The sequence below is a fragment of the Streptomyces swartbergensis genome (genome assembly GCF_002148965.1).
GTDB classification, from domain to species: domain Bacteria; phylum Actinomycetota; class Actinomycetes; order Streptomycetales; family Streptomycetaceae; genus Streptomyces; species Streptomyces swartbergensis.
In genome coordinates this window covers 1-23,026 of the sequence record NZ_NGFN01000113.1, presented here as the reverse complement: position 1 = coordinate 23,026, position 23,026 = coordinate 1, and the positions used below count along the sequence as shown (strand labels likewise).

Annotated in this window: 18 protein-coding genes; 12 read left to right on the top strand and 6 right to left on the bottom strand. The window is 69.2% G+C overall.

Going from position 1 to position 23,026, the window contains the following annotated elements; genetic code table 11:
* The first annotated feature begins 15 nt into the window (after positions 1 to 15).
* The 5 genes from iolD to CA983_RS19440 all read left to right on the top strand — a co-directional run bounded on the left by iolD (position 16) and on the right by CA983_RS19440 (position 8,693).
* Positions 16 to 1,890, top strand: coding sequence for a 3D-(3,5/4)-trihydroxycyclohexane-1,2-dione acylhydrolase (decyclizing) (gene iolD / locus CA983_RS19460; RefSeq protein WP_086602188.1), 1,875 nt, complete (start codon positions 16 to 18; stop codon positions 1,888 to 1,890).
* A 52-nt stretch (positions 1,891 to 1,942) separates the two neighbouring features.
* Positions 1,943 to 3,439 (top strand): CoA-acylating methylmalonate-semialdehyde dehydrogenase, encoded by a 1,497-nt coding sequence (locus CA983_RS19455; protein ID WP_086602187.1) that lies wholly within the window; start codon positions 1,943 to 1,945, stop codon positions 3,437 to 3,439.
* A gap of 43 nt (positions 3,440 to 3,482) precedes the next feature.
* Positions 3,483 to 4,274, top strand: a complete 792-nt coding sequence (locus CA983_RS19450; RefSeq protein WP_086602186.1) for a GntR family transcriptional regulator — start codon at positions 3,483 to 3,485, stop codon at positions 4,272 to 4,274.
* Between the two features lie 81 nt (positions 4,275 to 4,355).
* On the top strand, positions 4,356 to 5,453 hold the full coding sequence (gene galE / locus CA983_RS19445; RefSeq protein WP_086602185.1) for a UDP-glucose 4-epimerase GalE: 1,098 nt from the start codon (positions 4,356 to 4,358) through the stop codon (positions 5,451 to 5,453).
* 174 nt (positions 5,454 to 5,627) lie between these two features.
* The gene (locus tag CA983_RS19440) at positions 5,628 to 8,693 is read left to right on the top strand and encodes a putative bifunctional diguanylate cyclase/phosphodiesterase (RefSeq protein WP_425276458.1); all 3,066 of its coding nucleotides are present in this window, start codon (positions 5,628 to 5,630) and stop codon (positions 8,691 to 8,693) included.
* A 56-nt stretch (positions 8,694 to 8,749) separates the two neighbouring features.
* On the opposite strand, the gene CA983_RS19435 is transcribed toward CA983_RS19440, so the two are convergent.
* Positions 8,750 to 10,618, bottom strand: a complete 1,869-nt coding sequence (locus tag CA983_RS19435) for a glycoside hydrolase family 15 protein (protein ID WP_086602190.1) — start codon at positions 10,616 to 10,618, stop codon at positions 8,750 to 8,752.
* 190 nt (positions 10,619 to 10,808) lie between these two features.
* Here CA983_RS19435 and CA983_RS19430 point away from each other — a divergent pair, with 190 nt between their 5' ends.
* The 6 genes from CA983_RS19430 (at position 10,809) to CA983_RS19405 (ending at position 16,971) form a co-directional block, all read left to right on the top strand.
* Complete coding sequence (locus CA983_RS19430; RefSeq protein WP_086602183.1) at positions 10,809 to 11,603, top strand: glycosyltransferase family 2 protein; 795 nt, start codon at positions 10,809 to 10,811, stop codon at positions 11,601 to 11,603.
* Positions 11,600 to 12,832 carry a glycosyltransferase family 2 protein gene (locus CA983_RS19425; RefSeq protein ID WP_086602182.1) on the top strand — a complete coding sequence of 411 codons (1,233 nt, stop codon included), beginning with the start codon at positions 11,600 to 11,602 and terminating at the stop codon, positions 12,830 to 12,832. Before CA983_RS19430 ends, CA983_RS19425 begins: the two co-directional genes overlap by 4 nt.
* A gap of 106 nt (positions 12,833 to 12,938) precedes the next feature.
* Entirely contained in the window at positions 12,939 to 14,222 is a 1,284-nt protein-coding gene (locus CA983_RS19420; protein ID WP_086602181.1) for a lipopolysaccharide biosynthesis protein, read from the top strand.
* A 32-nt stretch (positions 14,223 to 14,254) separates the two neighbouring features.
* Positions 14,255 to 15,352 carry a glycosyltransferase family 2 protein gene (locus CA983_RS19415; protein ID WP_086602189.1) on the top strand — a complete coding sequence of 366 codons (1,098 nt, stop codon included), beginning with the start codon at positions 14,255 to 14,257 and terminating at the stop codon, positions 15,350 to 15,352.
* Positions 15,294 to 16,124, top strand: coding sequence for a polysaccharide deacetylase family protein (locus tag CA983_RS19410; RefSeq protein ID WP_086602180.1), 831 nt, complete (start codon positions 15,294 to 15,296; stop codon positions 16,122 to 16,124). Before CA983_RS19415 ends, CA983_RS19410 begins: the two co-directional genes overlap by 59 nt.
* A 25-nt stretch (positions 16,125 to 16,149) precedes the next feature.
* Positions 16,150 to 16,971 carry a glycoside hydrolase family 16 protein gene (locus CA983_RS19405; protein WP_086602179.1) on the top strand — a complete coding sequence of 274 codons (822 nt, stop codon included), beginning with the start codon at positions 16,150 to 16,152 and terminating at the stop codon, positions 16,969 to 16,971.
* On the opposite strand, the gene CA983_RS19400 is transcribed toward CA983_RS19405, so the two are convergent.
* The 4 genes from CA983_RS19400 to CA983_RS19385 all read right to left on the bottom strand — a co-directional run bounded on the left by CA983_RS19400 (position 16,972) and on the right by CA983_RS19385 (position 21,251).
* Entirely contained in the window at positions 16,972 to 17,160 is a 189-nt protein-coding gene (locus CA983_RS19400; RefSeq protein ID WP_086602178.1) for a hypothetical protein, read from the bottom strand. It lies immediately after the preceding gene.
* Positions 17,161 to 17,351: 191 nt separating this feature from the next.
* A complete protein-coding gene (locus tag CA983_RS19395; RefSeq protein WP_086602177.1) occupies positions 17,352 to 19,166 on the bottom strand; it encodes a glycosyltransferase family protein in 1,815 nt (604 codons plus the stop codon).
* Between the two features lie 145 nt (positions 19,167 to 19,311).
* The gene (locus CA983_RS19390) at positions 19,312 to 20,409 is read right to left on the bottom strand and encodes a GNAT family N-acetyltransferase (RefSeq protein ID WP_086602176.1); all 1,098 of its coding nucleotides are present in this window, start codon (positions 20,407 to 20,409) and stop codon (positions 19,312 to 19,314) included.
* The gene (locus CA983_RS19385) at positions 20,406 to 21,251 is read right to left on the bottom strand and encodes a polysaccharide deacetylase family protein (RefSeq protein ID WP_086602175.1); all 846 of its coding nucleotides are present in this window, start codon (positions 21,249 to 21,251) and stop codon (positions 20,406 to 20,408) included. The genes CA983_RS19390 and CA983_RS19385 overlap by 4 nt, the downstream gene beginning before the upstream one ends.
* Before the next feature lie 290 nt (positions 21,252 to 21,541).
* Here CA983_RS19385 and CA983_RS19380 point away from each other — a divergent pair, with 290 nt between their 5' ends.
* The gene (locus tag CA983_RS19380; protein WP_086602174.1) at positions 21,542 to 22,282 is read left to right on the top strand and encodes a TetR/AcrR family transcriptional regulator; all 741 of its coding nucleotides are present in this window, start codon (positions 21,542 to 21,544) and stop codon (positions 22,280 to 22,282) included.
* On the opposite strand, the gene CA983_RS19375 is transcribed toward CA983_RS19380, so the two are convergent.
* A partial coding sequence (locus CA983_RS19375; protein WP_244207003.1) for a DUF427 domain-containing protein occupies positions 22,248 to 23,026 on the bottom strand: 779 nt, incomplete at its 5' end. The genes CA983_RS19380 and CA983_RS19375 overlap by 35 nt on opposite strands.

Genomic DNA, 23,026 nt, shown 5'->3' with positions numbered 1-23,026 from the left:
CCCGGAGACTTCCCGATGAGCGCCCCCACCCGCCGACTGACGACCGCCCAGGCCCTGGTGCGGTTCCTGTCCGCCCAGTACACCGAGCGGGACGGCGTGCGGCGCCGGCTGATCGCCGGGACCTGGGGCATCTTCGGCCACGGCAACGTGGCCGGCGTCGGCCAGGCGCTCCTGGAGGCGGGCGAGGAGGTCATGCCGTTCCACCAGGGCCGCAACGAGCAGTCGATGGTGCACGCGGCGGTCGGCTACGCCCGGCAGCTCAACCGCCTGTCCGCGCAGGCCGTGACGACCTCGATCGGCCCTGGCGCCACCAATCTGGTCACCGGCGCGGCCCTGGCCACGATCAACCGGCTGCCGGTGCTGCTCCTGCCCGGCGATTACTTCGCCACGCACTCGGCCGACCCGCTGCTCCAGCAGCTGGAGCACCCGGTCGAGGCCGACGTGTCGGTCAACGACACCCTGCGCCCGGTGTCGCGCTACTTCGACCGCATCACCCGCCCCGAGGCGCTCATCCCGTCGGCGCTCCAGGCCATGCGCGTGCTGGCCGACCCGGCCGAGACCGGCGCCGTCACCCTGGCCCTGCCCCAGGACGTGCAGGCGGAGGCGTACGACTGGCCGGAGGAGTTCTTCGCCGAGCGCGTCTGGTACGTACGGCGTCCCGCGCCGGACCCGGTGGAACTGACGGCGGCCGTCGAGGCGATCCGGTCGGCCGAGCGGCCGCTGATCGTCGCCGGCGGCGGCGTCCACCACAGCGAGGCCGAGGCGGCGCTGAAGGCGTTCGTGGACGCCACCGGCATCCCCGTCGCCTCCACCCAGGCGGGCAAGGGATCACTCCGCCACGACCACCCCGCCGACCTCGGCGGCATCGGCCACACCGGCACGGCCGTCAGCGACGACCTCGCCCGCACCGCGGACCTCGTCATCGGCGTCGGCACCCGCTACACGGACTTCACCACGGCCTCCGGCACGCTCTTCCAGAACCCGGGCGTGCGCTTCCTCAACCTCAACATCACCGGCTTCGACGCGCACAAGCTGGCCGCGCGCACGCTGGTGTGCGACGCGAAGTCGGGGCTCGAAAGGCTGCTGGAGGCGCTCTCCGGCCACCGGGTGGAGGCTTCCTACGAAGCCGAGTACCGCGCAGGCAAGGAGCGCTGGGAGGAGGTCGTCGAGACGGCCTACCGCGCCGACGACGAGAGCGCGGTCCCGACCCAGACGCAGGTGCTCGGCGCGCTGGACGCGGCCGTGGGCGACGACGACGTGGTGATCAACGCGGCCGGCTCGCTCCCCGGTGACCTGCACAAGCTGTGGCGCTCCCGCAGCCCGCGCCAATACCACCTGGAGTACGGCTACTCCTGCATGGGCTACGAGATCCCGGCCGGCATCGGTGTCCAGCAGGCCGCCCCCGGAACGCCGGTGTGGGCCCTGGTGGGCGACGGCACCTACCTGATGATGCCGACGGAGATCGTCACGGCCGTCCAGGAGGGCCTGCCGCTCAACATCGTCCTCATCCAGAACCACGGCTACGCCTCCATCGGCGGTCTGTCGGAGGAGACCGGCGGCGAGCGGTTCGGCACCGCCTACCGGTTCCGGGCCGCCGACGGCACCTTCACCGGCGCCCCGCTGCCCGTCGACCTGGCCGCCAACGCGGCCAGCCTCGGCATGGACGTCCTGCGCGCCAAGACCGTGCGCGAACTGCGCGAGGCGCTGGCCACGGCCCGCGCCTCCGACCGGCCGACCTGCGTGTACGTCGAGACCGACCCGGCCCCGACCGCTCCCCCGGCCGAGGCCTGGTGGGACGTGCCCGTGGCCGAGACCGCCTCCCGCGAGGCCGCCGTCGAGGCTCGCGAGCGCTACGACCGGCAGGTCGCCGGACGCCGCCGCCACCTCTGAACACCCGCGACCTCCCCACTGAACCCAGGCTCCACGAAAGGCCCTTGGCACCATGAAGATCATCACGCACTGGATCGACGGCAAGCCCGTCGAGGGAACCTCCGGCCGCTTCGGCCCCGTCTACAACCCGGCCACCGGCGCCCAGGAGAAGCAGGTCGCGTTCGCGACCGTCGACGAGGTGGACGCCGCCGTCGCCTCCGCCAAGGCCGCATTCGAGTCCTGGGGGGAGTCCTCGCTCGCCAAGCGCACGGCGATCCTGTTCAAGTACCGCGAGCTGCTGGACGCCCACCGCGACGAGATCGCCGAGCTGATCACCGCCGAGCACGGCAAGGTGCACTCCGACGCGCTCGGCGAGGTCGCGCGCGGCATGGAGATCGTGGAACTCGCGTGCGGCATCTCCGTCCAGCTGAAGGGCGAGCTGTCCACTCAGGTCTCCACCCGGGTCGACGTCGCCTCGATCCGCCAGCCGCTCGGTGTGGTCGCGGGCATCACGCCGTTCAACTTCCCGGCGATGGTGCCGATGTGGATGTTCCCGCTGGCCATCGCGTGTGGCAACACGTTCGTGCTGAAGCCGTCGGAGAAGGACCCGTCGGCCTCCTTCCGCCTGGCCGAGCTGGCCTCCGAGGCGGGTCTGCCCGACGGTGTGCTGAACATCGTGCAGGGCGACAAGACGGCAGTGGACCGCATCCTGGAGCACCCGGACATCGAGGCGGTCTCCTTCGTCGGGTCGACCCCGATCGCCAAGTACATCCAGCTCAAGGCGGTCGAGCACGGCAAGCGGGTGCAGGCGCTGGGCGGCGCCAAGAACCACATGCTGGTCCTGCCCGACGCCGACCTGGACCTGGCCGCAGACCAGGCGATCAACGCGGCGTACGGCTCGGCGGGCGAGCGCTGCATGGCCGTGTCGGTCGTGGTCGCGGTCGGCGACACCGGTGACGAGCTGGTCGGCAAGATCGCCGAGCGGGCGAAGAACCTGAAGATCGGCCCGGGCAACGACCCGGCGTCCGAGATGGGCCCGCTGATCACCCGCGAGCACCGCGACAAGGTGGCGTCCTACGTGTCGTCGGCCGCCGAGCAGGGCGCCGAGGTCGTCGTCGACGGCACCGGCTTCTCGGTCGACGGCCACGAGGACGGCTTCTTCCTCGGCGTCTCCCTCCTGGACCGGGTGCCGCTGACGGCGGACGCCTACCGGGAGGAGATCTTCGGCCCGGTGCTGTGCGTGGTCCGCGCGGAGACGTACGAAGAGGCCATCAAGCTGATCAACGACTCCCGCTGGGGCAACGGCACCGCGATCTTCACCCGGGACGGCGGCGCCGCACGCCGCTTCCAGCTGGAGGTCAAGGCGGGCATGGTCGGCGTCAACGTGCCGATCCCGGTCCCGGTCGGCTACCACTCCTTCGGCGGCTGGAAGGACTCCCTCTTCGGCGACCTGCACGTCTACGGCAACGACGGCATCGCCTTCTACACCCAGGGCAAGGTCATCACCACACGCTGGCCGGACCCGGCCGACGCGGGCGGCATCAACCTCGGCTTCCCGAGCAACTCCTGACGCCGAAGGGGGGAAGCCACGGCACACCTGAGGGGGGCAATCCATGGCGAGGACCGGTGACCGGGCCCGCAACCGACCCGCGGCCGCCCCGGCGCTCAGCGCGCTGGGCTTCGCCCTGGACCGGGGCAGTCCCGTGCCGCTGTACCACCAGCTCGCACAGCAGCTGGAGGCGGCGATCGAGCACGGGGCCCTCGCCCCGGGCAACCTCCTGGGCAACGAGGTCGACCTCTCGGTGCGCCTCGGCCTGTCCCGCCCCACCGTCCGCCAGGCCATCCAGTCCCTCGTCGACAAGGGGCTGCTGGTCCGGCGGCGCGGGGTCGGCACGCAGGTGGTGCACAGCCAGGTCAAGCGCCCGCTGGAGCTGAGCAGCCTCTACGACGACCTGGAGGCGGCCGGGCAGGGGCCCACCACGCAGGTCGTGCGCCACGAGGTCGTCCCGGCCTCCTGCGACGTGGCCGCGGCGCTCGGCGTCGCGGAGGGCAGCGAGGTCACCGTCCTGGACCGGCTGCGCCGCACGCACGGCCAGCCGGTGGCCCTGCTGTGCAACTACCTGCCGGCGTCGCTCGTGGACCTCGACGACGCCCGGCTGGAGTCGACGGGCCTGTACCGGATGATGCGCTCGGCGGGCATCACCCTGCACAGCGCCCGCCAGCGCGTCAGCGCCCGCGCGGCCACCGCGGAGGAGGCCGCGCGCCTGGACGAGGAGGCGGGCGCGGCGCTGCTCACGATGCAGCGCACGGCGTACGACGACACCGGGCGTGCGGTCGAGTACGGAACGCACATCTACCGGGCGTCGCGGTACACGTTCGACTTCCAATTGCTGGTCAGGCCTTGACCAGACCTTGAGCTCGGGCGCAAAGTCGTACATATACACCGTAAACATACGGTGAACCCGACCTCATGCGGGAGTCCAGGCATGGCCCGCAGGAACCAGTCGCCGACCGCTCGAGGAGCCGGATCCTCCTGGGCTCCCTCGACCGTCCTCGTCACGGGCGGGGCCGGTTTCATCGGCAGTCATACCTGCGTGGAACTGCTCGACCACGGCTACGAGGTGATCGTGGTCGACAACTACTCCAACAGCACCCCGCAGGTCTTCGCCCGGGTGGAACGGATCGCCGGCCGCTTCGTCGGTGCCGTCTACGAACTGGACATCCGTGATCGGCGCGCCCTCTCGGCCGTCTTCGACCGACACTCCGTGGACGCCGTCGTGCACTTTGCCGCGCACAAGGCGGGGAGCGCGTCGACACGGATGCCCGTCCCGTACTACGACACCAACGTCGGCGGCACCACCGCCCTGCTGCGGACCATGCACGACCACGGGGTGCGCCGGCTGGTCTACCCGTCCTCCTGCTGGGTCTACGGAGACGCCGGCCGCGGCCCCCTCGACGAGACCACGCCCGCCCGGCCCGGCACGCCCTACGCGGCCTCGAAGTGGATCTGCGAACAGATCCTCGCGGACGTCTGCCGCCGCGATCCCGACTACACGGTGCTGTGCCTGCGCTACCCCGTGCCGGCCGGGGCCCATCCCAGCGGTCTGCTCGGCGAGGATCCGCGCCACACGCCCGAGAACCTGCTGCCGTACCTCGCGCAGGTGGCCGTCGGCCGGCGCGAGCGGCTCCCCGTGTTCGGCACCGACTATCCGACCCGCGACGGCACCGGCATCCGGGACTATCTGCACGTCATGGACGCCGTCGAGGCACACCGCGTCGCGCTGGACCACCTGGGCGGCGCACCGGGCATGCACGTGTACAACCTGGGGATGGGCTCCGGTAGTTCGGTCCTCGACGTGATCGACGCGTTCTCCAGGGCGTGCGGCAGACCCGTGCCGTACGACGTCGCGCCCCGCCGCCCCGGGGACGTCGCCGAGCTGGTCGCCGACGCCACGGCCGTGACCCGCGCCTGGGGCTGGCACCCCACCAGGAACCTGGCCGACGTGTGCCGGGACGCCTGGCGCTTCCAGCGGCTCAACCCGGACGGCTACGCGGAGTCCGAGCCCCCGGAGACGAAGGACTAGGCCGTCATGCGGCCCCGGGCTCTCCACACGACCCGCAAGGTGAGCCGTACCGGGCGTCCTGCCCGCCGGGCGCAGCGCCCTGACTCGGCGTCGGCCCGTGCGGAGCCGGGAGGTCCGGCCCACCGGCTGATGGCCGTTCACCTCACGCTGGTCGGGGTCCTCACCTTTCTCTACATGAGTGTTCCGTCCCTGCGTACACCGCTGTGGGCCCTCATCGCACTGGCGGGTGTGGCGGCGGTCGTCGTCGGAGTGCGTGTCCACCGGCCCACACACCGCCGGCCGTGGGTGGTGCTGGCCGCCGGGCTGCTGGCCTTCGCCGCGGGCGACACCTACTACAACGCGCAGGAGGCGTACTTCTCCGCGTCGAACCCGTTCCCGTCCCCGGCGGACGCCTGCTACCTCCTGGCGTATCCCCTGTTCGCCGTGGGGCTGTCCGGTCTGGTGCGCTACCGCTGGACGGGGCGTGACCTGCCCAGCCTGCTGGACTCCCTGGTCATCACGGCCGGGCTCGCGCTGCCGGTGTGGGTCTACCTGGTGCAGCCGCTGGCCCGGCTGGAAGGGCTGAACTGGCCGCAGCGGGCGATCAGCATCGCCTACCCGATCGGGGACGTCCTGGTACTGGCCCTGCTGGTCCGGCTCCTCACCCGCAGCGCGGGGCCCCGCCCCAACCGCGCCGTCCAGCTACTCGTCCTGGGCACCCTGACCCTGCTCGGCTTCGACATCGCCTACGGCATCCTGCAGCTCAACGGCACCTGGCAGGCGGGCACGCTGCTGGACTCCGGCTGGATCGTGTTCTACACGGCCTGGGGACTGGCCGCACTGCACCCCTCCATGGCGCGAACGACCACGTCGGACTCCCTGCCCCAGTCCCTGGTGCCGCCCCGGCGCCGGCTGCTGCTGCTCGGCGTCGCGACACTGATCCCGCCCGCGATCCTCGTCCACGAGGATCGCGGGGGCCTGGTCCACGACGCGAAGATGCTGGCCGCGTTCTCCGGTGTGCTGTTCCTGCTGGTGATCTTCCGGCTCACCCTGATGGTCGTCGCGCACCGCCGGGCCATGACCCGGGAGCTCGCCCTGCGCACCGCCGCCGCGTCACTGGTCGGGGCGTTCTGGCCGGAGGAGATCGCGCGGGCCTGCGACGCGGCGGTCGCAGCCCTGTTCGGGCCGCAGGGCCGCCACGTGACGCTGCTCCTCCCGGCCGAAGAGGCCCAGGACCTGTACGCGCGCCTGGCGCGCTCGCTCCGCCCCCCTGGCACCGACTTCGGCGAGGCCGCGCGGGACGGGCCGGACGCGCTCGCCCGCAGCCGCACCCTCTTGGTTCCGGTCCCCGCGCTGGGACCGGGCCTCGCCGCCCGGCTCGGCGACCTGCCGGCCGCCCTGGTCTGTCCCATGGTCCAGCCCGAGCGGCCGGACGGCGGCGAGCTCCCGGGAGCGCTGCTGGCGGCCGGCTCCGAGCGGCAACTCGCCGAGATACGCGGCTCGCTGGAGCTGCTCGCCTCGCACGCGGGGCTGGCGACGGAACGCATCGCGCTCCGCCGGGAGGTCATCCGCAAGGAGAGCGAGGCCTACTTCCGCACCCTGGTGCACAACGCCTCGGACGTCATCCTCATCGTCAACGACGACACCACCGTCCGTTACGCCAGCCCGTCCGCGCGGACCGTGTTCGGCAGCGCTCCCCTCACCGGGACGCGGCTGCCGGACCTGGTCGACCTCCGGGAGCGGGACCGGGCGGTCCGTACCCTGACGGACCCGCGCGGCAACGGGCACCAGGAGGCCTACGACACCTGGCGGGTGATCCGGGACACGGACCGCATCGAGGTGGAGGTGCGCTGCCGCGACCTGCGGCGGGACCCGACCGTCGGCGGTCTGGTCGTCACCCTGCGGGACGTCACCGAGCAGCGGCAGCTGGAGCACGAACTCACCCAGCAGGCCTTCCACGACTCCCTGACCGGGCTGCCCAACCGGACGTTGCTGCTGGAGCGGACCGAACGCGCGCTGCGCCGGGGCCACCGGGAGGCGACGACCACGTGTCTGCTCTTCGTCGACCTGGACGACTTCAAGATCGTCAACGACACGCTCGGCCACGCGGTCGGCGACCGGCTGCTGTGTGCCGTGGCCGAACGCCTGTCGGGGACGCTGCGCCGCACCGACACGGCCGCCCGGCTCGGCGGCGACGAGTTCGCCGTGCTGATGGAGGACGCCCAGGAGCCCCTCGACGCGGAGCTGCTGGCCGCACACGTGGTCCGCACCCTCAGCCGGCCGTTCCACCTGACGGAGGAATCGGTGAGCCTCTCGGCCAGCGTGGGCGTGGCCACGGCCAGGGACAGCACGGACGCCGGGGAACTGCTGGCGCTCGCCGATCTGGCCCTCTACGCGGCCAAGGCGTCCGGCAAGCGCACCTGGCGCCGGTTCCAACCCCAGCAGCGGGTCCGCGTGGTGGAGCGGCACGACCTCCAGGCGCGGCTCGACAAGGCCGTCAGCGAGGAGGAGTTCGGCCTGCGCTACCAGCCGGTGGTGGACATCGCCGGGGGCGAGGTCGTCGGCTTTGAGGCACTGGCCCGCTGGCCGGAGCTCGGGCCCGATCCGGTCCCGCCGGCGCAGTTCATCCCGCTGGCGGAGGAGACCGGGCACATCTCGACGCTGGGCGCCTGGGTGCTGCGCCGCGCCACGGACGACATCGCCCGGCTCCAGCACCGCACGCGGCGGCTCGACCCGCCGTATCTCAGCGTCAACGTCTCCGCCCGGCAGTGGCGGGACACGGGCTTCCTGGACGACGTTTGCACCGCCCTGGACACCACCGGCCTCGCCGCGGGCACGCTCCAGCTGGAACTCACCGAGTCGGTGCTCATGCGGCGGACCGAGCAGATCGACGCGCAGATCCAGGCGCTGAAGGACCGCGGTGTGCGCATCGCGGTCGACGACTTCGGCACCGGGTTCTCCTCACTGCGTTATCTCCGGGACTTCCCCATCGACGTACTCAAGATCGACAAGTCCTTCATCGACGGCATCCCGGAGGACCCCCAGCAGGTCGCCCTGGTCGAGGGCATCGTCCATCTCGCCGACACGCTCGGCCTCCAGGTGATCGCCGAGGGCATCGAGGAGCAGCCGCAGCGAGACCTGCTGGCGGACATCGGCTGTGGGTTCGGGCAAGGGTTCCTGTTCGCGCGGCCGTTGACGGTCGAGCAGGGCGAGGTGGTACTGCGGCGGCGGAACGCCGAGCGGGCGCCGGCACCGGACTGACCGGGGTGCGGGGATGTACGAGACGGGGCCGGGGCATCTCCGGCGACCAGGCCGGGTCACCCCCGGCCCGCCAGCACCGCGCCACGGCGTCCGCGGGACGACCGGGACGACGCCGATGCCGATGCCGATGACGACGACTGTGGTGGCGGCGGTGACAGGCCGAACGCCGTTTCCACCAGCGCGATATGGCTGAACGCCTTGGGCGCGTTGCCCAGTTGGCGGCCCGTGTCCGGGTCCCACTGCTCGGCCAGCAGGCCGACGTCGTTGCGGATGGCGAGGACCCGTTCGAAGGCCTCGCGGGCCTCCTGGCGATGCCCCGTCGCGGCGAGGGCGTCGGCGTACCAGAGCGAGCACGAGACGAACGTGCCCTCGGCGCCGTCGATGCCGTCCTCGCCGCCCTGCCCGGAGCCGCCCTGCGCGTATCGGCGTACGAACCCTCCGCGCCCGAGGCCGCCCATCGCGCGCACGGTGCCGCGCACTCGCTCGTCACGGGCCGGCAGGAAGCCGACCCTGGGAATGAGCAGGGCCGAAGCGTCCAGGCCCGGCGCGCCGTAGGACTGCACGAAGGACGCCTGGGCGGGATCCCAGCCCTCCCGGCAGACCTGCCGGTGCACCTCGTCCCGCATGGCCTGCCACTCCCCGGAGGAGGCGTTGCGTCCCAGCAGTTCGCCCATGCGCACGGCGCGGTCGGCGGCCACCCACGTCATGACCTTGGAGTGTGTGAACTGCCGCCGCGGTCCCCCTACCTGCCACAGCCCTTGGTCCGGTTCGCGCCAGTGCCGGAGCAGGAACCCCATGAGCGCCTCGACCACGTCCCACACATGGGCCGGCATCGGGATCCCGGCGCGCAGCGACAGCCACAGCGTGTCCATGACCTCGCCGTACACGTCCAACTGGAAGCCCACCGCCGAGGTCCCGAACCGCACGGGCCGGGAGCCCTCGTAACCGGGCAGCCAGGGCGCCTCGGTCTCCGGCAGCAGCCGCTGCCCCTTGACCCCGTAAACGGTCTGCAGATCGGCGGGGTCCCCCGCGAGGGCCCGCACCAGCCAGCCCAGCCATGCCGTGGCCTCGTCCCGGTACCCGCTGCGCAGCAGGCAGGACAGGGCGCTGGTGGAGTCGCGCAGCCAGCAGAACCGATAGTCCCAGTTGCGCTCGCCCCCGATACATCCGGGCAGCGAGGTGGTGGGGGCGGCGACGATGCCGCCCGTGGGGGCGTAGGTGAGCGCCTTGAGTGTGATGAGGGAACGCACCACGGCGTCCCGCCACGGCCCCTGGTAGCGGCATTGCGCTGCCCAGCGTCGCCAGAAGTCGACGGTCTCCTTCACGGCGGTCTCCGCCGGGACGGACAGGGGCGTGGGCGGCGCGGGCCGGCGGGACGGGGTCCATCCCAGGGTCAGGGCCAGGCGGCGCCCCGCCCCGACGGTGAAGTCCCAGACCGTGCCGTGCGGGTCGCCCATGTCCCGCACGTGGCCGTCGCCGCCGAGCCAGACGGCGTCCGGTCCGGCGACGGCGACGGTGCAGTGACCGACCTCCCGCACCCATGGGACGACGCGGCCCTGGTGGAAGCGGAGCCGCAGTTCGCTGCGCACGTCGACCGTGCCGGACAGGCCCTCGACGAGGCGGACGATGCACGGCACTCCGGCACGCGGGGGCATGAGGTCTGTGACACGCACGGTGCCCGTGGCGGTCTCCCACACGGAGTCCAGGACCAGCGTGTCGGTCCGGTAGGAGCGGCGGGCACAGAAGCCGCCGGAGACCGGGGCCACCCGCCAGCGTCCGTTGTCCTCGGTACCCAGCAGGGCCGCCAGACAGGCGGGCGAGTCGAAGCGGGGCAGACACAACCAGTCGACCGACCCGTCCCGGCCGACCATGGCGGCCGTCTCCAGATCGCTGAGGAGGGCGTAATCCTCGATGGGTGCGCTCATGATCGGGACCACGCCATCGTGCACTCTGCCGCTTTCCACACTACGCCGGACAAAGCACCGCACCCAGAACTCTCCCCCACGAGAAAACGCCACTCTCTTGACCTCGGGGGCAAAAGGGGCAAGATGTACGTATACGCCGTAAATATATGGCGTCTTGCCCGAGGATCCTCCACTCGGAGACACCGGCACCATGAACCACACGCCTCACCTGACCGAGCAGCCCATCTCCCTGCCGGACCACCCCGCGCACCCCTTGCGCCGGGCCGAGGACCGCCCCCCGCCTCGGGCCACCGTCACCCTGGTCGTCCCCGCCCGGAACGAGGCACGCAACATCCCCTGGGTCTTCGAACAGATCCCGGACTGCGTCGACGAGGTCATCCTGGTCGACGGAGACTCCGCGGACGCCACGGTGCACATGGCGACCCGGTGCCTGCCGACCGTCCGCCCCGTCGCACAGAGCGGCCCGGGCAAGGGGAACGCTCTGCGCACCGGCTTCCTGTCCGCGACCGGCGACTACATCGTGATGATGGACGCGGACGGCAGCATGCTGCCTGGGGAGATCCCGCACTACCTGCACTTCCTCGACAATGGCTTCGACTTCGTCAAGGGCTCGCGGTTCATCGCGGGCGGCGGATCGCTCGACATCACGCGCATCCGCCGGCTCGGCAACCGCATGCTGCTGACCGCCGTGAACCACCTGTACGACGCGCAGCTCACGGACCTGTGCTACGGGTTCTGCGCCTTCCGCCGGGACTTCCTGGCCGACCTCGACCTGCACTCCTCCGGATTCGAGATCGAGACCGAGATGATCGCGCACGCCCTGCGTTCGGGTCTGCGCATCGCCGAGGTCCCGAGCCTCGAACTGCCCCGCCGCAGCGGGCGTTCCAACCTGCATGCGATATCCGACGGCCGGCGAGTGCTGCGCACGCTCCTCTCGGAGCGACCAGGGTCACGGTCAGCGCCGACCGGACGGAGCAGCCCGTGACTGCGACCAGCCAACGCTTGCTCGTCCCCGGCGACGCTCCGATCAGGGTCGTCGACATCGACTTGGCTGAACCGGGCAGGTTCAGCCCTCCGGGCAGCCGCGCGCGGATCCATCCGCAGGGCCGTGTCCTGGCCCTCGTACGACGGCGAGGCCATCCCTTGGGCATGGTGTTGAGCAGCGGCGCCAGCCCCGCGGAATTGTGGCAGACGCTGGCCGAATCGACCCGGCGGGAACTCGATGTGTGCATGGCTCCGTCCGATGCGGGGCGGACCGGTGACCCGCCCGATATCAGCGTGGTAGTACCCACCCGCAACCGCTGCGATCAGCTACGTCAGTGCCTGGACTCTTTGCTGAGAATGGAGTATCCGAGGTCACGATTCGAGATCACTGTGGTGGACAACGCCCCCGCGAACGCGGCGGCCGAGCAACTGGTCCACGAGGCATACAGCCACCAGGTCCGCTATGTAAGGGAACCCGTTGCAGGCGGGGCCAGAGCGCGTAATCGGGGGCTGGCCGCTGCTCACGGCACCATCGTGGCGTACTCGGACGACGACACCCTCGTCGACGCCCGGTGGCTGTCCGCGCTCGCCGAGGCCTTTTCGGGGGACCGACATATCGGCTGCGTGACAGGGCTCATCGTGCCCGCCGAACTCCAGACCGAGGCTCAGGCTGCGCTGGAACGGCACGGTGCGTTCGGCAAGGGATACCGTCCCCGCTCCTGGTCCCTGCACGATCCCCCTGAAGATCCACTCTTTCCGTTTACCGCCGGACACTTCGGCTCCGGGGCCAACATGGCCTTCCGCACGGATCTGCTGAGAGCCCTCGGTGGCTTCGACCCGGCCACCGGCCCCGGGACGCCTGCGCGTGGCGGCGAAGATCTGCTCGCTTTCTTCCAGGTGGTCGTCAGCGGCCGCACCCTGGCCTACCAGCCCGACGCCATCGTCTGGCATCGCCACCGGCGCACAGCTGACGCCCTGTCGGCACAGGCGTTCGGGTACGGCGCCGGCTTCGGGGCCTACCTGACCGGAGCACTCGCCCACCATCCCCGCATGCTGCCCGCCCTGCTGCGCAGACTCCCTGGCGGCATCCGGTATGCGGCTGCCAGGGCACACATGCGTACCAGCAGTCAGGACACCGAATGGTCGCGGCGGCTCGCCCTGCTGGAGATTCGGGGGCTGCTGTACGGACCAGTGGGGTACCTCCGCAGTCGCAGCCAGTGCCTCAGGTGAAGCCGTGCGTACGAAACTTGAGCCCGGCACCGCTGGAAGCGCTAAGGAAGCGACCAGTACGTACGAAGGGACGACCGGTCCCTCCAATCGCAGCGCGGGGCGCCCCTTGGCCGCGACGATGCGAGCCGGGATCGCCGCCGTCCTGCCGCGCGATCAACTGCTCCGCAACGGACATCTCCTGGCTGTGAGCTCCCTCGCCAACGCTGCGCTGGGGGCTGTCTTCTGGATATGCGCCTCACGCTGGTACGACGACAGGGTGGTGGGTCTCAGCTACTCCGCTCTCTCCGCCGTCACACTGCTCGCCAGCATCGGTCAGCTGAACCTGTCCGATTTCCTTGTCCGGTTCGTGCCGTCCGCGGGGCGGCACACCCGCGGACTGATACTCACCTGCTACGCGGCATGCATCGTCTGCAGTGTGGTGGCCGCAGTCGTGTTCCTGCTGCTGGTGCCCCACATCACGCCCGACCTGGCCTTCTTGCTGACTCCGGCGACCGGTATCTGCTTCGTGGTGGCCACGGTCGGCTATTCCATGTTCATCCTGCAGGACGGAGCCCTGACCGGAGTGAGGCGCCCGACGTGGGTCATGGCAGAAAACTTGATGTTCGCCGTGGTACGGAACGTGCTGCTGGCCATCTGCGCGACCGTCGCGCTGTTCACAGGCATCCTGATCTCCTGGGCCGGGGCCTTTGTCGCCTCCTTCCTCGTGATCAACTTCTACCTGATGCGGCGTGCGGTGCCCCAGCACGAGCAGGCGTCTCCGGAAGCCGTACGCCCGCCCCGCATGGTCGGTTACGCGGCCGCGGACTATGTCGGCTCGCTGTTCCGCATGGCCGCGTACACCTTCGCGCCACTTCTGGTGCTGAACACCCTGGGCGCGGAACAGAGCGCCTACTTCTCGCTGGCGTGGGTCGTCGGCTTCATGCTCTACCTCGTGACGACGAACATGGGCAGTTCACTGATCGTGGAGGCTGTACGCAGCCCCGGACAACTGCTCACGCACGCGTGCAGGATGCTGCGCCATTCGGCGCTGCTGCTGGCCCTCGCGGCGGGCGGGACGGTCGTGTTCGCTCCACAGTTCCTCTCGATCTTCGGTCCGGAGTACGCCGAACACGGCACGACGCTGCTGCGGTTGGTGGCGCTCTCCGCACTGCCGAATCTCGTGGTCAGCCTGGCTGTGGATGTGGCGCGCGCACGCCGGAAACTGCGCATGGTGGTGGGGCTCCAACTCGCCCTGTGCGTCCTGGTCATCGGCCTCGCCGCGGTGCTGCTCCCGTTGCTCGGCCTGAGTGGTGCGGGCGTCGCCTGGCTCATGGCCCAGTGCCTGCTGGCGCTTTACCTGCTGATCTGGCGGTCACACTGGCTGCCCAGGAGCTCGGAGCCCACCTCATGAACACCACACCCGGCCGCACCGAAAGAGGCGTCCTGAGTCGTACGGACATCTCCGTGGTGATCTGCGTGTACACGGAGGAACGCTGGGAGGACATCCTGGCGGCGGTGTCATCGGTGCGGGGACAGGCGCACCCGGCGCTGGAGACATTGCTGGTGGTCGACCACAACGCGAGGCTGCTCAACCGGTTGGTCAGGCAGTACCAGCAGGCCGGGGCAACAGTGCGGGTGATGGCGAACGCCGGTCCCCCTGGCCTGTCCGCGGGTCGCAACACCGGCATCGCCGCCGCCCGTGGCTCGGTCGTCGCGTTCCTCGACGACGACGCGGTAGCGGAACCGGACTGGCTGCGGCACTTCGCCGCGGCCTACGCGGACCCGCGGGTGATGGCGGTCGGCGGGCGCACCCTACCGGCATGGGTCTCCGGACGCCGTCCGTCCTGGTTCCCGGCCGAGTTCGACTGGGTGGTGGGCTGCACCTACAAGGGGTTCCCGGAAGGCACTGTCCGGGTGCGCAATGTGTTCGGAGGCAACGCCTCCTTCCGCCGCTCGGCCTTCGACATCGCAGGCGGCTTCGCCACCGGGATCGGCAGAGACGGCGACAAACGCCCGTTGGGATGCGAGGAGACAGAGCTGTGCATCCGGCTGACCCGCGCCGATCCCGACGCGGTGCTCCTGATCGACGACCGGGCGGTGATCCACCACAAGGTCCCCGCGTCCCGGGAGCGCTTCGCATATTTCCGCACCCGCGCCTACGCCGAAGGCCTGTCCAAGGCACGGGTGGCCCGCAGCGTCGGTACGGACAAGGGCCTGGAGTCCGAACGCCGCTACGCCGCCCGGGTGCTGCCCTCAGGTGCTGCGGGCGGCCTGCGCGATGCGCTTTCCGGGCACCTGGGCGGCGTGGGCAGGGCGTGCGCCATAGTGGCCGGACTGGCTGCGGCGGCGAGCGGATATCTGGTCGGCACCGTGAGCGCCCTGCGCAACGGCTTGGTGTTCCCGGACTCGGAACCACCTGCCCTCACCGAGGGCGGCCCCCATCCCTACGGCACCCCGCAGCTACCGCATGAGCGCTCCACTGATGGAGGTCCCGGTGACGCAGCCTGTTCCCATCCTGATGTACCACGCGGTGGCTCGTGATCCCAGGCCATCGACCCGGGCCCTGTCCGTCTCACCAAGGGCGTTCACCGAGCAGATGCAGTTGCTCGCCGACCGCGGCTTCACCCCCCTGACCACGGCGCAGCTGGCAGCGGCCTGGCGGGGCGGCTCACCCCTTCCCCTTCACCCCGTGCTGATCACGTTCGACGACGGGTACGAGGGCGTACATCGCCACGCCCTCCCCGTCCTGGCCAAGCACGGGTTCCCCGCAACGCTCTTCATCTCGACCGGGTGGCTGCACGGCCCGTACGAAACCGATGGCGCCCCGGACACCATGCTCGACTGGGGACAGGTACGCGAACTCGCGGAGGCCGGCATGGAGATCGGCGGCCACAGCCATACTCATCCGCAACTGGACCAGCTCACCGACGAACAGCTCTGGTTCGAGATGCTGTGCTGCCGGGAGATCATCGACGAACAACTCGGCCGGGCGCCCGTCTCATTCGCCTACCCGTATGGCTATTCCAGCCGTCGCGTCCGCCGGACGGTGCGCGCTGCAGGATTCGCGCAGTCACTCGCCGTGGGCAACGAACTGGCTCGGCGGACGCAAGGGCCGTACGCTCTGAAAAGAGTCACGGTGCGGCGCAGCACGCGTCTCCGGGAATTCGAGCGGCTTGTGGACGGACGGGCGATCGCCTGGAATTTCGCCAGGGACCACGCGCTCACGAAAGGATATGCGCTGCTCCGTAAATCGCATCGGCTGATACGGATGGTGACTCAGAACAACCTCTTCTTCCCCGCTTTGTCTCCTTGAACAACCCGCTGGAGGCGATGCCGCCATGCCCCACTCCGTCTCGCAGAGCCGCAACAGGGGACACAGGTCCCTCGCAGCATTCCTGGTCGGTGTCACGGCACCCTTCGCCACCGCCGACTGCGCAGGCTCAGAGGGGGCATCACCGAGCCCAAAAGGCATTTCGGGCGACTGGCAGCTGGTTTTCAGTGACGAGTTCGACGGGACCGAGCTTGACGAGGAGAAGTGGACGGTCGGGAGCCCCTACGGCAGCGGCGATTCGGACGTCACCGAGCCTGTCAACACGGATGAGCTGCAATGCTACGATGCCGGGCTCGTACAGGTATCTGACGGGATCCTGAACATAAGGGCCGTCAAAAAGGGCGTGACCTGCGGAGGGAAGGAAATGGACTATGCCTCCGGAATGGTCAACACGAAGGATCACTTTCAGCAGAGGTACGGAGCCGTGGAGGCTCGAATCCACTTGCCGGCCGCCGCTCCCGGAGTGATCGCCAACTGGCCGGCGTTCTGGCAGGTGGGCGCGGGCTGGCCGGAGGACGGGGAGAACGATGTGATGGAGGGCCTCCGGGGGCGTGCCTGCTTCCATTTCCGCTCCGCGGCGGGCGAGGGCGGCGAAAGAGGGGGGTGCGCCGACGGCGATTACACGGGCTGGCACACCTTCGGCGCGAGCTGGCAGCCCGGGCGGGTGGAGTACTACTACGATGGAGAGCTCGTCGGTGCCGTCACAGAAGGGGTCACCGACGCCCCGCAGTGGTTCATGCTGAATTACTCAGTTCAGCCCGAAGTCGGCGGGCCGACAAGACTTCCAGCAGACATGCGGGTGGATTACGTTCGCGCCTGGCAGCGCTGATCAACTTCCCTTCGTACTGGTGCGACCGGTACTGCGCCTGGCCGGAGCCAGTGTCGCCACCGTTGCCACCAAGGCCAAGATCACGAGAGCCCGTTCAGCTGTGAGGGCTCCGGCCAGCATCAGCGCCACGGTCACCAGAATCGCGCTGGACAGACTCACGGCTCCCGTCAGCACGGCGATGCGCTGCACCGACCTCAGCGTGAATCCTTCGACTGCGTATCGTTCGGGCGACCATCGAAGGACCAGCGGGAGACCCGGGAAAACAAGCAAATCAACGATCACAGCAGCGATACGAAGGGCGTTCCCGGCAGGCAGCGCCATTGCGGCCGGTGCGCACCACGCGGCGAGTACGAAAATCCAGGAACGTACACCGAACCTCATCAGCCCTCCCGGCTTTTCGTCGGGGTGAAGAGGTAGACCTTGGCGTCCTTGTTCTGAAACACGACACGGAAGCCCGGATGGCCGGCAATCATGTTGTCGATCTTCTTCAGACTCATCGGGATCAATCCCGTCGCACGGATTCTGCCCTCTTGCGCCCTGTTGAGCATCAGATACACGGGGCCTTTCCGGTCGGCCACGAGTGAGCCGAGTGTGCCCGCCGGGTCGGTCGCAAACCGCTTCTTGACGGGTTCTTCCTGGAGCTCGATCCACACGCTCGGATATCGGTCGTAGTCGGTGTAACCGGCAGGAACGTCTTCTGTGACCGCAGCCACTACGGCCCCACGGGGCGCGTGGTCGAACAACCAGCGGCTGGCCGCCACCTCCGAACGGGTGAAATAGAGGGCAGTTGCCCCATCGGGATTGCAGAAGTAACAGATGGTGAAACCCACGAACAATGCAGGCAGCGCTACCGGCAGTACCAACCGACGCGCCCATCTGCGGGGACGTGCCACGGCCAGCAGGGCGGTGGCACCGAACGCCATAGCCGGCAGGGAGAACATGTAAGCGCGGAAAAGCATCTCCCCGTCGTAGCTGTTGAGTGTGAGCAGGACCAGCGGAGCGCCGGCAAGCAGAGGGAGCGGCGTGCGACGCAGGGAAGGCCGGAATACCAGGGCGGCAGCCGCGAGCAACCACACACTGCCCGACAGTGCGCGGTCGGTCCAGGCGACCAGTACCTGGGCGTCGGTCGCGCTGGCGAGGTCCAGAAGACCAGCGCTGGCATTCGATTCGGGCTGCGTGAGGCCCTGGACCATGTCCCTCACATTTGCCGAAAAGAAGGGCCGAGCCACCGTGAGGTCCCATGCCAGGTTCAGAACAACTGTCCCCAGCAGGATCGGCAGCACCGTTCGCCGGTTCCGTCTCGGTACAGCAAGTGCAGCCAGGGTGATGATCAGCATCACCGGCGTCAGCGGGTGCGAGCACGTGATCGCCGCAACGATGGACAACACCAGCAGTGTCCAGCCGATCGAGGGACGTCGAGCGGCTTCCCCACGAGCGATACTCGGCGTTCCCCGAGACCTGGGAACGCGCCGTACGACGACGGCCAGAACCGTTACGTAGAGCAGGAAGGTCAGCGTCTGCGGGGCGAAATAGTCCTGAGTCACCCAGAGACAGGTGTAGAACACCCACGCGGCGGCCCAGGACAATCTCCTGCTGCGGGAAAACGAACGGTACAGAATGATCAGCGGGCCGAGCAACAGGGCATCGGCCACAGCGGGGCCCCACGCGGCATAAGAGAGCGCGGAGTCGATTCCTGTCGCCTCGACCACCACAGCGTTCAGCGCGAAGAAACCCGGCCACTGATTATATAGGTCCAGCCCGCGATCGTGGACAATCGGCAATTCCCCGACGCGCAGAAGCACGTCGATCATAGACACATGCTTCCATGCCCAGTTGTCACTCAGGTGACCGTAAACGATCGGGACCGTGGCATGCAGCATCGCGATCAGCGCCAGGACATACCCCGCGTAAAGCCTGTCCCCCGTACGCCGGTCAAAGAGCGCCGCGCAGAAACCGAACGTCAGAAGGGCCGCTGCCACCCAGAAGGCGACGGGCAGAATCTCCACCAGACCGAAAACGCCCATGCCGAGCACATTCACATTGCGAAGGGACAGCATCCACATGATCAGTGCGGCAGGGAGGGCGGCACGAGCAAACAGGCGGGCGAGGCGGATGGAGCGTGACACGCCGACCGATGAGGAAATCACCTCCCTTCGATCGGAGCGCAGAAGCGACTGGTCATCCTGGGGTTTCATATGCAGTCTATCTATCACGGCATGCCGCGTTCTTCCTGCATTCAGTGCAGCCTGCGGCAGCAATGCGTTGAGATTATTTGTCGCACGTAGCCGCATCGCCCGCCGGGATGACCTACGTCATGGGCTTACAGACAACGTTCCTCGATCAGTTCACCGGAGACTCGGTCCAGCGAGTCCGCACGGCACCGAGACCGTTCAGTGTCTGCCGGGCTGCCTGTCGGAGATACGGCCTCTTGAGCACGGTGTCGTAGGCGAGCCCGACCGGCACCCGACGCATCCAGTGAGCCATGGCGCCAGCGGACGGCAGTGCCGCCCACCCCTCTGCAACGGTCAGATCCCGCGTCTTCAGCGTTTCCTTGTATTGACCCGCGCCACGCGCCAAATCCATGTACGCCACGCCTGCCCCAGCGGCCTCCTCCGCCATCCGCAGGTAGAGCATCATCCCCGGCGAATATCTGGCGAAGCGGGTGTCATAGGCAGGGAACCAAGTCGCGAAAACGCGTTCGGACCACAGCCCGAAATGTGTGGCCACGGGATGATCACCGGCATAAAGCACGGACAGGAGACCGACCGGTGATCCGGCATTGGCTCTATGCAGCCGCGTCAGCAACTCGATGATCCAGGGTTGAGCGAAGCGGTCCCGGCGACCCGTCCTCCGGTATTGTTCGGATTTCCACCGCATTAGAGTACGCAACTGGTTCGGGTCCCTCTCCTCGAAGACGAAGCGGATATCACCGATATCCCGTGCGAGTTTTCGAGTAAACCTCCGCATGTCGCCCAGGAATCGCCGCGAGTTCTCCGACACCCGTGCTTTGTAACGTTCGTATCCGTCACTCACGTCCATGACAGCCGCGGCGTGGAGCCTACGCGCGAAAGGAGAGAAAGGCGGCGTGTCACCCACCAGGTTGTCGAATTCCCACACCGTGAGTCCACAGGCCCTCAGGAGTGGCTCCGCTTCGCTCACGGCCCCAGGACGCTGCACCACGGCCTGACAGTCGGAGACCCCCAGTCCCACCGCATGGCCGACCCCCAGTGGCCCGCGCTCGAAGGGGAAGAACGCCACGGGGTCCCCAGCCTCCATGGCGACCGCGACGCAGACCCGCGGTCGAACGGCGGCGACAGCTTGAGCAAAATCGGGCCCCAGGAAGGGGTTGGCATACTCCGGAGAGTCCTCCTGAATGGCGCGCCATGCAGCCACCTCACCGGGTCGCAGATCGGCCGGGGAAACTACCTTGAACCTCACGATGGTCCTCCTGGTTCGTGGCTCCGGCTCGGCGCGGACGACAGGCCCCCGACCGGGCTGCCCAGCCGGGACCGCGCGCGGCGATAGAGGCGCCATGCCGTGGTCTGCGGACGCTCATGGAAGGGTGCTGTCCGGGCGCCCCGGCCGCCGACCCAGTCCTGGAAGACATCGAGTGGTGTGTCAGCCCGGACCGTCAGCCGAGCAATCCGGAAGGGGTTGTCATTCGGCGAACTGAATGCGTTGCCGACCGCGCAGGCCGAGCTCCAGCCTGCCTCGCGTACATTGCGCCGGACTCGGCTGTCCGAGTAACCGTGCGGATAGGCGTATGTGCGGACCTTGTGGCCCAGCTCGTCTTCCAGCGTCCTTCTGCAGCCGTCGATCTCGTCAGTCAGGCCGCGCAGCGGAAGCGTGTCGAGCTGCGGATGCGTGCGCGAATGGCCGCCGATTTCCACTCCGGCGTCGTCCAGTGTTCTGATCTGCCTCCAGGTCAACATGTCGGCCGGCGGAAGCAGACTGTCCCCGGTTCCCGTGCCTGACGTGCGTACCGCGCCCGTCGTGATGTACAGGGTTGCCGGAAGATCCCGTTTGGTGAGCTCGGGGACCACCGCACGCCAGAAGTCGGCGAAGCCGTCATCGAACGTCAGGACCGCAGGACGAGGTGGCAGTCCCCCTCCGTTGCACAGGGCGTCGACCAACTGCGCCAAAGGGATCACAGTGCGTCCGCCGGCCGCGAGCCGGTCGAGTTGTTCGGCGAACACCCTTGGTCCGACGGTGAACGGCGCTATCCAGCCCGGTGGATCGTCCGCGACCGCGTGGTACACAAAGACGGGCACGGGAGTCATAGATTCTCTCCTGTCGGCCGCCGATTGGACGTTCGCGTCCGCCTAGCCCCAGTGGCGCCATAGGAGCCTCGGACTCCGGCCGTACATTTACGACGTATACGTACAGACTCCTACGGTGCGTACACGTCGTCAAGAACAAAGGCGACGGCGAGGGCATCAGTGCTCTCGAGCGCTGGCAGAGGACGGTCAAAGGACGGAACGTTCCGGGAACCGTGCGCTCTGTGTTTACTTCGTATACGGATACTGTCATCTATGAAATCCGCCGCGATCGCATGGCGAGGAGACACGGAATGGCGAATGGCTCAAGGAACGGCCCGGCACGCCGCGCCAGTGACCGGGGCCGTTACGGGCGGCTGAGCCGTGAGCTGGTACTGGCCTCAGCGCTGGAGCTGGTCGACCAGGAGGGGCTGTCGGCACTGAGCATGCGGCGGCTGGGCGCCGAGCTCGGTGTCGAGGCGATGGCGCTGTACCGGTATGCGGAGGGCAAGGACGCCCTGCTGGACGGCTTGGTCGAGGCTCTGTATCTCGAACTGGAGGCGCGCCTGGAGGCCGGGGGCGAGCCGGTGCCCGTGGCCGGGCTCGCGTGGCGGGCCGGCCTCCACCGGATCGCCCGCGCGACCTACGACGTGTGCCTCGCGCACCCCCAGGCCGTGCCGCTGCTCGCCACGCGGCTGCTGGCGGTCCCGCTGGCCCGGCGGCCCGCCGCGGTGCTGCGGGATCACGAGCGGGTGCTCGCGCTGCTCCGGCAGGCCGGGTTCGACGAGGTCACCGCTTCCGCCGTGTTCCGGGCCTTCACCGCCTGGCTGCTCGGCTACGTCACCGTGGAGCTGCGCCCGATGGTGGACAACCCGGACGAGACCGATCCGGCCTTCCGGCTCGGGCTGCACCGCCTGTCGGCCAAGGAGCTGCCGACGCTGCGGGAGACGGCGGCCGCGCTCGCCGTGCGGGGCGGTCCCGAGGGCCTCGCGGCCGGGCTGGACGCCCTGCTCGACAGCTTCACGAGCGGCGCTCCTTCCGCAGCATCCGGCTGAACGGTGTGTCCGGGCGCTCCAGGCGCTCGCCGTCCAGCGTGATGTCGACGGCCTCGTTGAAGAAGGCGACGCGTCCCTGGATCGCCGCCACGGCGGGCAGTGGGTCCGGGTAGCTCCAGACGATGTTGGGCGGCACATCGCCCTCGCCGCGCCAGGACCAGTACTCGGCGGTGCCCTTGTAGGGGCATCCGGTGCTGTGGTCGGTGGCGTCGAACAGGTCCAGGCGGACGTCCTCGCGGGGGAAGTAGTACCGGGTCGGCAGGGACGTCTCGAAGAGCAGGACGGGGGCGTGGGTGTCCGCGACGACCCGGCCGTCGATCTCGACCCGGACGTGGCGGCTGCTGGGCAGCGCGTCGACGCGTTTGTGCGGGTCACGGGGGTGGATGAAGATCTCTTCCTCCTCTTCGTACCAGTGGTCGAGGCCCGTGTCGGTGCGCAGGAACCACTCGAAGGCGATGTGGCCGGCCAGGTCGTCGGCGGGGAAGGTCCAGGCCGCGTTCTCCCGCACGTCGCCGTCGGCCTCCAGGTCGTAGAAGACCTGGGAGCCGGTGTGCGTGCCCGTGGGCGGGTTCTTGGCCGGGCGGAGCAGGTCCGTACGGACGTCGTCSTTCGGGAAGGCGTACTGCGGCACGGGCAGGTGGGGCTCCCAGACGAGGACCGGGTGCCGGCTGTCGACGACGGTGACGTCGCCCTTGCGGCCGCGCACCCAGCGCTCGCTGGGCTCCCACATGAGGCCTTCGGGGG

What these genes read in the sequence shown, in the direction of transcription:
- iolD (WP_086602188.1), top strand. Translation starts at nt 16, where the DNA reads ATGAGCGCCCCCACCCGCCGACTGACGACCGCCCAGGCCCTGGTGCGG.
- CA983_RS19455 (WP_086602187.1), top strand. Translation starts at nt 1,943, where the DNA reads ATGAAGATCATCACGCACTGGATCGACGGCAAGCCCGTCGAGGGAACC.
- CA983_RS19450 (WP_086602186.1), top strand. Translation starts at nt 3,483, where the DNA reads ATGGCGAGGACCGGTGACCGGGCCCGCAACCGACCCGCGGCCGCCCCG.
- galE (WP_086602185.1), top strand. Translation starts at nt 4,356, where the DNA reads ATGGCCCGCAGGAACCAGTCGCCGACCGCTCGAGGAGCCGGATCCTCC.
- CA983_RS19440 (WP_425276458.1), top strand. Translation starts at nt 5,628, where the DNA reads ATGAGTGTTCCGTCCCTGCGTACACCGCTGTGGGCCCTCATCGCACTG.
- CA983_RS19435 (WP_086602190.1), bottom strand. Translation starts at nt 10,618, where the DNA reads ATGAGCGCACCCATCGAGGATTACGCCCTCCTCAGCGATCTGGAGACG.
- CA983_RS19430 (WP_086602183.1), top strand. Translation starts at nt 10,809, where the DNA reads ATGAACCACACGCCTCACCTGACCGAGCAGCCCATCTCCCTGCCGGAC.
- CA983_RS19410 (WP_086602180.1), top strand. Translation starts at nt 15,294, where the DNA reads ATGGAGGTCCCGGTGACGCAGCCTGTTCCCATCCTGATGTACCACGCG.
- CA983_RS19405 (WP_086602179.1), top strand. Translation starts at nt 16,150, where the DNA reads ATGCCCCACTCCGTCTCGCAGAGCCGCAACAGGGGACACAGGTCCCTC.
- CA983_RS19395 (WP_086602177.1), bottom strand. Translation starts at nt 19,166, where the DNA reads ATGAAACCCCAGGATGACCAGTCGCTTCTGCGCTCCGATCGAAGGGAG.
- CA983_RS19385 (WP_086602175.1), bottom strand. Translation starts at nt 21,251, where the DNA reads ATGACTCCCGTGCCCGTCTTTGTGTACCACGCGGTCGCGGACGATCCA.
- CA983_RS19380 (WP_086602174.1), top strand. Translation starts at nt 21,542, where the DNA reads ATGGCGAATGGCTCAAGGAACGGCCCGGCACGCCGCGCCAGTGACCGG.